Annotated in this window: 10 protein-coding genes; 8 read left to right on the forward strand and 2 right to left on the reverse strand. The window is 61.8% G+C overall.

What is annotated here, in order from left to right; translation table 11 throughout:
* The first annotated feature begins 51 nt into the window (after nt 1-51).
* Together nudC and HGP13_RS00320 are read left to right on the forward strand one after the other, a co-directional pair.
* Entirely contained in the window at nt 52-996 is a 945-nt protein-coding gene (gene nudC, locus HGP13_RS00315) for an NAD(+) diphosphatase (RefSeq protein WP_172219942.1), read from the forward strand.
* Between the two features lie 28 nt (nt 997-1,024).
* Nucleotides 1,025-1,330 carry a Dabb family protein gene (locus HGP13_RS00320; RefSeq protein ID WP_172219945.1) on the forward strand — a complete coding sequence of 102 codons (306 nt, stop codon included), beginning with the start codon at nt 1,025-1,027 and terminating at the stop codon, nt 1,328-1,330.
* Nucleotides 1,331-1,386: 56 nt separating this feature from the next.
* Here the strand turns inward: HGP13_RS00320 and HGP13_RS00325 are convergent, their stop codons facing one another.
* A complete protein-coding gene (locus HGP13_RS00325; protein WP_172219948.1) occupies nt 1,387-2,250 on the reverse strand; it encodes a prephenate dehydratase in 864 nt (287 codons plus the stop codon).
* A gap of 35 nt (nt 2,251-2,285) precedes the next feature.
* Nucleotides 2,286-3,014 carry a 3-deoxy-manno-octulosonate cytidylyltransferase gene (locus HGP13_RS00330; RefSeq protein ID WP_172219951.1) on the reverse strand — a complete coding sequence of 243 codons (729 nt, stop codon included), beginning with the start codon at nt 3,012-3,014 and terminating at the stop codon, nt 2,286-2,288.
* A 194-nt stretch (nt 3,015-3,208) separates the two neighbouring features.
* Here HGP13_RS00330 and HGP13_RS00335 point away from each other — a divergent pair, with 194 nt between their 5' ends.
* The 6 genes from HGP13_RS00335 (at nt 3,209) to HGP13_RS00360 (ending at nt 11,702) form a co-directional block, all read left to right on the forward strand.
* Nucleotides 3,209-3,889, forward strand: a complete 681-nt coding sequence (locus HGP13_RS00335; RefSeq protein WP_172219954.1) for a cytochrome c family protein — start codon at nt 3,209-3,211, stop codon at nt 3,887-3,889.
* Between the two features lie 166 nt (nt 3,890-4,055).
* A complete protein-coding gene (locus HGP13_RS00340; RefSeq protein ID WP_172219957.1) occupies nt 4,056-5,933 on the forward strand; it encodes an extracellular solute-binding protein in 1,878 nt (625 codons plus the stop codon).
* Nucleotides 5,933-7,810 (forward strand): extracellular solute-binding protein, encoded by a 1,878-nt coding sequence (locus HGP13_RS00345; RefSeq protein ID WP_246707418.1) that lies wholly within the window; start codon nt 5,933-5,935, stop codon nt 7,808-7,810. Before HGP13_RS00340 ends, HGP13_RS00345 begins: the two co-directional genes overlap by 1 nt.
* Nucleotides 7,811-7,840: 30 nt before the next feature.
* A complete protein-coding gene (locus HGP13_RS00350) occupies nt 7,841-8,938 on the forward strand; it encodes a microcin C ABC transporter permease YejB (protein WP_172219960.1) in 1,098 nt (365 codons plus the stop codon).
* On the forward strand, nt 8,938-10,077 hold the full coding sequence (locus HGP13_RS00355) for an ABC transporter permease (protein ID WP_172219963.1): 1,140 nt from the start codon (nt 8,938-8,940) through the stop codon (nt 10,075-10,077). Before HGP13_RS00350 ends, HGP13_RS00355 begins: the two co-directional genes overlap by 1 nt.
* Nucleotides 10,074-11,702 (forward strand): ABC transporter ATP-binding protein, encoded by a 1,629-nt coding sequence (locus HGP13_RS00360; RefSeq protein ID WP_172219966.1) that lies wholly within the window; start codon nt 10,074-10,076, stop codon nt 11,700-11,702. The genes HGP13_RS00355 and HGP13_RS00360 overlap by 4 nt, the downstream gene beginning before the upstream one ends.
* Nucleotides 11,703-11,764: the final 62 nt, after the last annotated feature.

The following is an 11,764-nucleotide window of genomic DNA, read 5'->3' on the forward strand; positions in this document are numbered from 1 at the left end:
TAAAAACATGTTCATCCCCAGACATGTCCATCCCAGAGCATCAGAGTCCGCATGAGCTTCCGCCTGTTTGACGCGCCCCTGCGCGAGCCGAGCCAGTTTGTCGGCTTTGCCGGCAACACGATCGACCGGCAATCCGAGAACCGCGCCGACGATTCGGTCGAGAAGGCGCTGGCCGATCCGACGACGCGGCTGCTGTTGATGAATGGCGGCCGGTTGCACCTGAAGCTCCACGGGGGCGGCGGCCTCGACCCCTGGTTCGGCGCCAGCGAGAGCGAGCCCTTCAACCCTTCCTTCGCCGGGGGTATCCTGCTTGGCTTTTCCGAACAGGGGCCTGTGCTGGCGATGCCAGTCGGTATCGACGCCGAACAGCTGCCCGAGAGCGTCAAGGCGATCGACTACCGGTCGGTTTACATGCAAGGGCTGATCGACGAAGTGGCGGCCGGCGCGATGGCGCAAGGGGCCGCCCTGCTTGCCTGGCATGCCAGCCATCCTTTCTGCAGCAAATGCGGCACCGAATCGCAGATGCGGGCCGGCGGCTACAAGCGGCACTGCCCGAATTGCGGCACCGAGCATTTTCCGCGCACCGACCCGGTGGCGATCATGCTGACGGCGACCCGGGAAAAATGCGTTCTCGGGCGCGGTCGGCATTTCGCGCCGGGCATGTATTCCGCACTTGCCGGCTTCATCGAGCCGGGTGAGACAATCGAGGCGGCGGTACGCCGCGAAACGCTGGAAGAAGCCGGAATCAGGCTTGGCCGCGTCGTCTACCATGCCAGCCAGCCCTGGCCGTTCCCCTACTCGCTGATGATCGGCTGCTTCGGCGAACCGCTCAATGAAGACATCCAGGCCGACCTCAACGAACTGGAAGACTGCCGTTGGTTTGGCCGCGACGAGGTGCGGCTGATGCTGGCGCGGGAGCATCCCGACGATCTCGTCACGCCGCCGAAAGGGGCGATCGCACACCACCTCATCCGCGCCTGGGTCGACAGCGAATAGATACTGAAAGTCATTGCAGGAGAGACAAATGATCCGTCACACCGTCGTCTTCACGCTGAAGCACCCGCCGCACTCGCTCGACGAAAAGCGGTTCCTCGTCGACGCCAAGAAGATCCTCACCGCGATCAAGGGCGTCACGCATTTCGAGCAATTGCGGCAGATCAGCCCCAAGAACGACTATCAGTTCGGCTTCTCGATGGAGTTCGCCGACCAGGCCGCCTACACCAGATACAACGACCATCCGGACCATGTCGCCTTCGTGCGTGACCGCTGGGTGCCGGAGGTCGAGAAATTTCTCGAGATCGATTACGTGCCGCTGGGCTCGGTGGTTTAGAGCATGATCCCGAAATGTGGAAACCGGTTTTCGGAAGAGCTCATGCTCAATAGGAACTAATCCGCGACCTTCCACTGCTCGCGCGACTCGCTGGCCGGATAGACGCCGAGAATCCGCACCTCGCGGGAGAAGAAGCGCAGTTCCTCCAGCGCCAGCTTGACCAGCGGGTCATCAGGATGACCCTCGATGTCGGCATAGAACAACGTCGCCGTGAAGGCGCCGAGCTGGTAGCTCTCCAGCTTGGTCATGTTGATGCCGTTGGTGGCGAAGCCGCCCATGGCCTTGTAGAGCGCGGCCGGCACGTTGCGGACGCGGAACATGAAGGTCGTCATCATCTTGATGTCAGCCGAGGGCCGTTCGGCCAATCGCTTGTCCTTGGTCAGGACGACGAAGCGGGTGACGTTGCTATCGGTGTCCTCGACATTCCTCTCGATGATGTCGAGCCCGTAGAGCTCGGCGGCGAGCGCCGGGGCGAGCGAGGCCATGGTGCGGTCCTTGAGCCCCGACACCAGCTTCGCAGAGCCCGCTGTGTCGCCGGCAATCACCGGCTTCCAGCCATTCTTGCGGATGTATTTGCGGCACTGCCCCAGCGCATGGATGTGACTGTGGACGGTCTTGATCTCCTCGCGTTTGACGCCCGGCAGGACCATCAGCTGGAAGTGGATCGGCAGGAAATACTCGCCGACAATGTGGAGCTTCGATTCCGGCAGCAGATGATGGATGTCGGCGACGCGCCCGGCGATGGTGTTCTCGATCGGGATCATGGCGAGGTCGGCCTTGTTGGTCTCGACCGCGTTGAAGGCATCCTCGAAGGTCGGGCACGGCAACGGCTCCATCGACGGGAACATGTTGCGGCTGGCGGTGTCGGAATTGGCGCCCGGCTCGCCCTGGAAGGATATTCTGTTGGTCTTTTCAGGCATGGCCGGGTCTCGATTCAAGGGGTCGAAGGGGTTTCTCAGTTTGAAAGGATGGTTCGGGCGCGCTCAAGGTCTTCCGGCGTGTCGACGCCGAGAGGCAGCGACTGGACGATCTCGGCGTCGATGCGCATACCGGCTTCCAGCGCCCGCAACTGCTCCAGCCGCTCGCGGCGTTCGAGCGGCGACGGCTTCAACGCGACGAAGCGCTCGAGTGCCGAGCGGCGATAGGCATAGAGGCCGACATGGTGATAGAGCGGCCCCTCGCCCCAAGGTGCTGTGGCGCGGGTGAAATAGAGGGCTCGCAGCCGCGTCGCCGATAGCGGCGAACCAACGATCTTGACGACGTTGGAATTGGTCCTTTCCTCCTCGCGGACGATCTCGACGCCGAGCGTGGCGATATCCACGGCTGCGTCCTCGAACGGCCTGAGCGAGGCGGCAATGATGCCGGGATCGATGGTCGGCAGGTCGCCCTGGACATTGACGATCGTTTCGACCTTGCCGCCGGGATCGAGCGCGAGCAGCGCCTCGTGGATGCGATCGGAACCCGACTCGTGGTCGATGCGCGTCATCACCGCCTCGAACCCATGCGCGCGCACCGCTTCGGCGACGCTTTGCGTGTCGGTCGCCACCACCACGCGGCCGAGGCCGGCTTCCGCCGCGCGGCGCGCGACATGAACGATCATCGGCGCGCCTGATATGTCGGCCAGCGGCTTGCCCGGCAGGCGGGTGGAGGCCATGCGGGCCGGGATCAGGATCAGAGTGGACATCGCTATGGCAAGACGTTCGAAAAGAGGACAAGGAAAAGTGGCAAAAGGTCTCACTGGCAGCGCCCTTATAGGTGTTGCAACGCCGCAGCAAAAGACCTAGTTTCCGCCCGATTTGACCGGCTCTGGAGGGCAGGTCTCGATACCGACGGACGGAGTGGACGGTTCGGTCCGCCGGAAAAGGGAGCAAGGGGCGTATGGATTCCAACGAAGTCAACAAACTGCTCGCCGGATTGCTCGGAACCGTTTTCGTCGTTTTCTCGGTCGGCCTGGTATCGGACGCGCTGTTTGCCTCTCCGGCCCCGGAAAAGCCCGGCTTCGCCATCGAAGTCACGGAGCCCGCCGAAGGCGGACCGGCCGCGCCCGCCGCCGAAGCCAAGCCGATCGCCGTTCTGCTGCAGACCGCCAATGTCGAGGCGGGCGCCGCCGTCTTCAAGAAGTGCCAGGCCTGCCATTCCGGCGAAAAGGGCGGCCCCAACAAGGTCGGCCCCGATTTGTGGGATCTCGTCGACCGCCCCGTCGGCGAGCATGAAGGCTTCGCCTATTCGGCAGGCATGAAGGAATTTTCCAAGGGCGGCACCGAGAAGTGGACTTACGACAACATCAACCACTTCATCACCTCGCCGAAGAAATTCGTAAAGGGCACGGCGATGGGCTTCGCCGGCCTGCCCAAGGACGAAGACCGCGCCAACGTGATCGCCTATCTGCGCACGCTGTCGGACAATCCCAAGCCGCTGCCTACGCCTGGCGCCGCCGCTGACGCCAGCGCGCCCTCCAAGCCGGCCGATGCAGCCGCCCCGGCAAAGCCGGCAGACGGTGCAGCGCCCGCTAAGCCTGCGGCTCCTGCCGCACCAGCTCCGGCCGCACCGGCCAAATAACCAATAGCGTCTCGATGACCTTGAAAAAGCCGGGTTCTGCCCGGCTTTTCTGTTAGGAAAAACGCATATGCGGCGACAAAGCCGGCGCATGGCGGTTTTCATGCGCGCCAAATCATCTAGATTGCCCTTCTGGATGATCTGGCACGCATCGCGAAGAGGATAGTGCATGACGGTTGGCCGAACGCTTCTCAAGTCGCTGCTGTCGGCGGCCCTGCTGGTAGCGGGGTTGCAGACGACCCGGGCTGACGAGTGGCGCACCACCTCATCGCTGATCGGCGACTCCAAATACGGCGACACTTTCCAGCACTACGACTACGTCAACCCGAACGCACCGAAGGGCGGCAATTACAACTCCGTCGTCCAGGGGACATTCGACAGCTTCAATCCCTACATCGTGCAAGGAGCGCCGGCCGCCGGCTTCCTGCCGTTCGGCGGCGGCCTGCTCTACGACACGCTTATGGACCAGGCGACCGACGAAGGCAGCGTCAGCCATCCGCTGATCGCCGACGCCTACAAATATCCGGCCGACTATTCCTCGGCAACCTACCGGCTGGACCCGCGCGCGAAGTGGCATGACGGGCAGCCGATCACCGTCGACGACGTGATCTGGTCGTTCCAGGCGCTGAAGGCGAACAGCCCGATGTACAGCCGCTATTTCGAGAACGTCACCGAGGCGGTGGCGATTTCCGACCGCGAGGTCGAATTCCATTTCAGCCAAAAGGGCAATCGCGAACTGCCCAAGATCCTTGGCGACCTCGTCGTTCTGCCCAAGCATTGGTGGGAAGGCACCGACGCCAACGGCAAGAAACGCGACATCACCAAGGGGACGCTGGAGCCGCCGCTTGGCTCGGCAGCCTACAAGATTGCCAGCTTCAAGCCGGGCTCGGAGATCGTCTGGCAGCGCGTGCCCGATTATTGGGGCGCCAAGCTGGCGGTGAAGATCGGGCGCGAGAATTTCGACACCCAGCGCTTCACCTACATTCTTGACGACAATGCCGCCTGGCAAGCCTTCAAGAAGGGCGGGCTCGACGATATCAAGCCGGAAAACAGCTCGAAGAAGTGGGCGACCTTTTATGATTTCCCGGCGATCAAGGCTGGCGACGTGATCAAGCAGGAATTCAAGACGACCTCGCCGGAGCCGATGCAGGCCTTCATGCTCAACCAGAGGCGGCCGCTGTTCAAGGATCGCCTGGTACGCGAGGCACTGACCTATGCGTACGATTTCGAGACGATGAACCGGACGCTGTTCTTCGGCTTCAACACCCGCACCAGCAGTTACTTCCAGGGCACGGAGCTGGCATCGAGCGGCCTGCCGCAAGGCAAGGAACTGGAAATCCTGGAAAAATACCGCGACAAGCTGCCGCCCGAGCTTTTCACGCAAGAGTTCAAGCTGGCGGTCTATGACACGCCGCAAGCCGAGCGCAAATACCTGAGGCAGGCGGTCGACCTGTTCGCCAAGGCCGGCTGGGTGATCAAGGGCGGCAAGATGGTCAACGCCAAGACCGGCGAGCCGTTCAAGTTCGAGATCATCGGCTCGAGTGAAACGGACCAGGTCCTTTCCGGCACCTACATCGCCAATCTGCGCAAAATCGGCGTCGATGCAACGCTGCGCATCATCGACCAGAGCCAATACATCAACCGCGTCAATAATTTCGATTACGACGTCATCACCAACGTGCTGCAGCAATCGGAATCGCCCGGCAACGAGCAACGCGATTTCTGGAGTTCGAAGGCAGCTGACACACCGGGATCGCGCAACTATTCCGGCATCAAGGATCCGGTCGTCGACGCCCTTGTCGACCGCATCATCTTCGCCACCGACCGCGACGATCTCGTGGCCGTCACCCATGCGCTCGACCGGGTGTTGCTGTGGAACTATTATGTCGTGCCGCAATACTACCGTGCGGTGGTGTGGCTCGCCTACTGGAACAAGTTCGGGATTCCGGACAAGCAGCCAAGCTACCGCGGCGCCGATATCGATTCGTGGTGGATCGACACCGAGAAGGAAAAGGCGCTCGCGGCCAAATACAGGAGTGGCGATTGATGGGGCAGCAGCCGATGCTTCCTCGTCGCGACTTCCTGGCGCTCGGCGCTGCGGCAACCGCCGCGGCGCTGCTGCCGGGCAAGGCTTTCGCCGCCAGCCCGACCGGCGTGAAACTGTACGGGCTGTCGGCCTTTGGCGACCTTAAGTACAAACCGGACTTCACGCATTTCGACTATGTCAATGTCGATGCACCGCAAGGTGGCACCTTCAACTTCCTGCCGCGCAACTGGGGCGCCAACCAGACGCCGCTGACCTTCAACACGCTGAATTCGTTCGTTCCCAAAGGCGATTCGCCGCAGCGCATGGAGATGTGCTTCGATTCGCTAATGGTGAGAGCGCTCGACGAGCCTGACGCCGTCTACGGGCTCATCGCCGACGGTGTGACGATTTCGGACGACCGCAACGGTTTTACCTTCTCGCTGCGTCCGCAGGCCCATTTCCATGATGGCACGCCGCTGACGGCCGAGGACGCCGCCTTCACCTTCAAGCTGTTGAAGGACAAGGGCCATCCGGACTATTTGCTGCCGCTGACGCATCTGGACGACGCGATCGCCATCGATACTCACACGTTGAAGCTTGCCTTCTCCGGCAAGCAGACAACCCGCACCATCCTCAACGTCGTTGCGTTCCCGATCCTGTCGAAGGCTTTCTATACGACCAACCCGTTCGATTCCTCGCAGATGAACCCGCCGCTTGGGTCAAGCGCCTACAAGGTCGGTCGCTGGTCGGCAGGAGCCTGGATCGAATATGAGCGTGTGGCCGACTATTGGGGCAACGACCTGCCGATCAATCGCGGCCAGAACAATTTTCAGCGCATTCGTGTCGAGTTCTACCAGGACCGCAACGTTGCCTTCGAAGCGTTCAAGAAGGGAGAAATCCTCTACAAGGAGGAATTCGTGTCGCGTGTCTGGGCGACGGGCTACGACTTCCCCGCTTTCAATGCCGGCAAGGTGGTGAAGCACGAATTCCCAGCCGAAACGGTTCCTTCCATGCAGGCCACCGCCGTCAATCAGCGGCGCGAGCAGTTCCGCGACCCGCGCGTGCGGCAAGCGATCGGGCTCTGCTTCGACTTCGAATGGACGCGGCGCAATTTCTTTTACGGCTCCTATGAGCGCTCGCAATCCTGCTTTGAGCAATCCGATTTTCGCGCCGAGGGCACACCGTCGCCGGAGGAACTGGCGCTGCTCGAGCCGCTGCGTGACCAGATTCCTCCCGAGGCGTTAGGCGAAGCGGTGACCCAGGCGGTCTCGAACGGCTCCGGCCGCGATCGCCAACTGCTCGGCAAGGCAGCCAAGCTGCTGGCCGAGACCGGCTGGAAGCGGTCCGGCGATTTCGTCGTCAACGATAAGGGCGGCCGGCTGTCGGCCGAGATTCTCGTCGACGACGAAACCTTCGAGCAGGTCTATTCGCCTTGGGTCGAAAACATGAAGGCAATCGGCATCGACGCATCGATCCGGCTGGTCGACGCCGCGCAATATCAGTTGCGGCAGAATTCGTTCGACTACGATCTCGTCTCGGTTGCGTTCTCATTTCCGGCGACGCCAACCCGAGACGACCTCGAAACCTTCTTCCACTCGCGAACCGCCACAATATCCGGCTCGCGCAACCTGCCGGGCATATCGAATCCGGCCATCGACACGCTGATCGACACCGTTGGCGCCGCCAAGGACCGCGAAAGCCTGACAATTGCCATGCGCGCTCTCGACCGGGTCTTGCGCGCGCGGCGCGATTGGATTCCAAGTTGGTTCCTGGCGAATCACCGAAGCGCCTATTGGGACATGTTCGGCTTTCCCGAGCAGAAACCCGATTTCGGCTTTCCGGTCGAAGCGCTGTGGTGGGTCGACAAGGGCAAGGCGGCAAAAATTGGCAAAGCCTGACATGACCGTTAACGCGGGGCCGGCAGCCTGATGGGCGCCTATATTCTGCGACGCATCCTGCTGATGATCCCGACACTGTTCGGCATCATGGCGATATCCTTCGCCGTGATTCAGTTCGCGCCTGGCGGTCCGGTCGAGCAGGTGATTGCCAGCCTGACCAACCAGGGCGGCACCGATCGCCTCGGCGGCGGTGGTGGCGACGCCGGCACCGGTGGCAATTTCGATGTGGCCGGCGATATCAGTTCGAAATACCGCGGTGCCCAGGGTCTTGATCCCGAGTTCATCAAGAAGCTGGAAAAGCAGTTCGGCTTCGATAAGCCCCCGCTCGAACGCTTCGGCATGATGCTGTGGAACTATATAAGGTTCGATTTCGGCGACAGCTATTTCCGCGACATATCGGTGCTCGACCTGATCCTCGAAAAGATGCCGGTGTCGATCTCGCTCGGCATATGGATCACCATCCTGTCCTATCTGATCTCGATCCCCCTCGGCATCCGCAAGGCGGTCAAGGACGGCTCGGCGTTCGACATGTGGACCAGCGGCGTCGTCATCATCGGCTATGCCATCCCGGGCTTCCTGTTCGGCATCCTGCTGATGGTGCTTTTTGCCGGCGGCTCGTTCTGGGACTGGTTCCCGTTGCGCGGCATCGTTTCGGACAATTGGGACCAGTTGTCCTGGCCGAACAGGATCGCCGACTATATCTGGCACATGACCTTGCCGCTGACGGCGCTGGTGCTGTCGGCCTTCGCCACGACGACGCTGCTCACCAAGAACTCCTTCCTGGAAGAGATTCGCAAACAGTACGTGGTGACAGCGCGCGCCAAGGGCCTGTCGGAGCGCAAGGTGCTCTACGGCCATGTCTTCCGCAACGCTATGCTGATCGTCATCGCCGGCTTTCCCGGCGCCTTCATCTCGGCCTTCTTCACCGGCTCGCTGCTGATCGAGAACATCTTTTCGCTCGACGGTCTTGGCCTGCTCGGTTTCAAGTCGGTGATAGCGCGCGATTATCCAGTCGTGTTCGCCAATCTCTACATCTTCTCGCTGCTTGGGCTGTTCGTCGGCTTGCTGTCCGACCTGATGTACACCTGGGTCGATCCGCGCATCGATTTCGAGCGGAGAGACATCTGATGTCCGAAGCCGTTGTGGAGAACACGCCGACACGCCTCAGACGGCCCTGGCTGTCGCCGCTGAACCGCCGGCGCTGGCACAATTTCAAGGCCAACCGGCGCGGCTACTGGTCGCTGTGGATCTTCCTTGTCTTGTTCGGTCTGTCGCTGTTTTCCGAATGGATCGCCAACGACAAGCCGATCCTCGTCTCCTACAAGGGCGAGATCCTGTTTCCGGTGCTGGTCGCCTACCCCGAGGAGAAGTTCGGCGGCTTCTATGCCGTCACCGATTATCGCGACCCGGTCATCCGGGACGAGATCAACGCCAATGGTTGGATGATCTGGCCGCCGATCCGCTACTCCTATCGCACCGTCAACAATGCGATCCCCGATGCCGCTCCTGCAAAGCCGTCGTGGCAATATGATGCGGACAAGCGCTGCAGCCAGTATCCGCAGAAGGCCGCCGATCCCGACTGCATTGTCGGCAACTGGAACTGGCTGGGAACCGACGACCAGGCGCGCGACGTGCTGGCGCGGCTTATCTACGGTTTCAGGATCTCGGTGCTGTTTGGCCTGATCCTGACTGCCGGCTCGTCGCTGATCGGCGTCGCCGCGGGCGCCATGCAGGGCTATTTCGGCGGCTGGACCGATCTTCTGTTTCAGCGCGTCATCGAGATATGGTCAGCGATCCCGGTGCTCTATCTGCTGCTCATCGTCTCCGCAATCCTGCCGCCCGGCTTCTTCATCCTGCTTGGCCTGATGCTGATCTTCTCCTGGGTGGCGTTGGTCGGCGTGGTGCGGGCCGAGTTCCTGCGCGCCCGCAATTTCGAATATGTCAACGCGGCGCGCGCGCTCGGCGTGCCCAACCGCACGATCATGTTCCGGCATCTGTTGCCCAACGCCATGGTGGCGACGCTCACCTTCCTGCCGTTCCTGACCAGTGGTTCGATCTCGACGCTGACCTCGCTCGACTATCTCGGCTTCGGCCTGCCTCCGGGCTCGCCGTCGCTAGGCGAACTCATGAAGCAGGCGCAGAGCAACCTGAACGCGCCATGGCTCGGTATCTCCGGCTTCATCGTCGTCTCACTGATGCTGTCCTTGCTGGTGTTCATCGGTGAGGCCGCGCGCGATGCCTTCGATCCGCGCAAGGCATTCAGATGAGCGAAATTCTGCTCTCCGTCCGCGATCTCAGCGTCGCCTTCACGCAAGGCGGCAACCAGTCGATGGCGGTCGACTACATTTCCTTCGACCTCGCCAAGGGCGAGACCGTAGCGCTGGTCGGAGAGTCCGGCTCCGGCAAATCGGTTTCGGCCTTGTCAGTGCTGAAGCTGCTGCCTTATCCGACGGCGAGCCACCCTTCGGGAAAGATCCTGTTCCAGGGCGCCGACCTGCTGGCCATGAACGAGAAGCAGTTGCGGCAGGTGCGCGGCAACAAGATCACCATGATCTTCCAGGAGCCGATGACCTCGCTCAATCCGCTGCACACGATCGAGCACCAGATTGTCGAGATCCTGAAGCTGCATCAGGGCATGGCCGACCGCCCGGCCAAGGCCCGCACGCTGGCCTTGCTCAAGGAAGTGGGTATCCGCGAGCCGGAAAAACGTCTCGACGCTTACCCGCACCAGCTCTCCGGCGGTCAGCGCCAGCGCGTGATGATCGCCATGGCGCTGGCCAACGAACCGGAACTGCTGATCGCCGACGAGCCGACGACGGCGCTCGACGTTACCGTGCAGGCGCAGATCCTCGAACTGCTGGCGGGCTTGAAAAGCCGCAAGGGCATGTCGATGCTGTTCATCACCCATGATCTCGGCATCGTGCGCAAGATCGCCGACCGGGTCTGCGTGATGACCAAGGGCAAGATCGTCGAGACCGGGCCGACCAAGGACATCTTCGCCAACCCGCAGCACGCCTATACGAAACATCTGCTGGCGGCCGAACCAAAGGGCAAGCCGCCGGCCGCCAACGATGCGGCCAAGCCTGTCATGACCGGCAAGGACATCAAGGTCTGGTTCCCGATCAAGAAGGGGTTTTTCCGAACCACCGTCGATCATGTGAAGGCGGTCGACGGCATCGATGTCACCGTGCGCGCCGGCCAGACGCTGGGTGTGGTCGGCGAATCCGGCTCCGGCAAGACGACGCTCGGCCTGGCGCTGGCGCGGATGATCTCATCGACCGGAAGCATCCAGTTCAACGGCCGCGACATCAACCAGCTCACCTTCAACGCCATGCGGCCGCTCAGGCGGGAATTGCAGATCGTCTTCCAGGATCCGTTCGGCTCGCTCAGTCCGCGCATGTCGATTGCCGAGATCATCGAGGAAGGGCTGAAGATCCACGAGCCGAAGCTGTCGCCCGATGAGCGCGACGACAAGGTGGCCGCCGTGCTGAAGGAGGTCGGCCTCGATCCGGAGACCCGCAACCGATACCCGCACGAGTTTTCCGGCGGCCAGCGCCAGCGCGTCGCCATTGCGCGCGCCATGGTGCTCAACCCGCGCTTCGTCATGCTGGACGAGCCGACATCAGCGCTCGATATGAGCGTGCAGGCACAGGTCGTCGACCTCTTGCGCAACCTGCAGGCCAAGTACGACCTCGCCTATCTCTTCATCAGCCACGATCTCAAGGTCATCCGGGCGCTTGCCAACGACGTCATCGTCATGCGCAACGGCCAGATCGTCGAAGCCGGCCCTGCCCAGCAGATTTTTGAAAATCCGCAAACGGACTATACTCGGGCACTGATCTCGGCCGCCTTCAAGATAGAGACGGCGCCGGTCGGCATCGTCAGCGAGTGACTAGAGCAATTTCAGGAAAAGTGTGAAACGGTTTTCCGGCCGGAATTGCGCCAAGACAAACA

Origin of the sequence: Mesorhizobium sp. NZP2077 (genome assembly GCF_013170805.1) — a bacterium.
Lineage (GTDB): Bacteria > Pseudomonadota > Alphaproteobacteria > Rhizobiales > Rhizobiaceae > Mesorhizobium.

Coding starts and splice junctions, on each gene's coding strand:
- HGP13_RS00325 (WP_172219948.1), bottom strand. CDS start 2,250: ATGCCTGAAAAGACCAACAGAATATCCTTCCAGGGCGAGCCGGGCGCC.
- HGP13_RS00320 (WP_172219945.1), top strand. CDS start 1,025: ATGATCCGTCACACCGTCGTCTTCACGCTGAAGCACCCGCCGCACTCG.
- nudC (WP_172219942.1), top strand. CDS start 52: ATGAGCTTCCGCCTGTTTGACGCGCCCCTGCGCGAGCCGAGCCAGTTT.
- HGP13_RS00335 (WP_172219954.1), top strand. CDS start 3,209: ATGGATTCCAACGAAGTCAACAAACTGCTCGCCGGATTGCTCGGAACC.
- HGP13_RS00330 (WP_172219951.1), bottom strand. CDS start 3,014: ATGTCCACTCTGATCCTGATCCCGGCCCGCATGGCCTCCACCCGCCTG.
- HGP13_RS00345 (WP_246707418.1), top strand. CDS start 5,933: ATGGGGCAGCAGCCGATGCTTCCTCGTCGCGACTTCCTGGCGCTCGGC.
- HGP13_RS00350 (WP_172219960.1), top strand. CDS start 7,841: ATGGGCGCCTATATTCTGCGACGCATCCTGCTGATGATCCCGACACTG.
- HGP13_RS00340 (WP_172219957.1), top strand. CDS start 4,056: ATGACGGTTGGCCGAACGCTTCTCAAGTCGCTGCTGTCGGCGGCCCTG.
- HGP13_RS00360 (WP_172219966.1), top strand. CDS start 10,074: ATGAGCGAAATTCTGCTCTCCGTCCGCGATCTCAGCGTCGCCTTCACG.
- HGP13_RS00355 (WP_172219963.1), top strand. CDS start 8,938: ATGTCCGAAGCCGTTGTGGAGAACACGCCGACACGCCTCAGACGGCCC.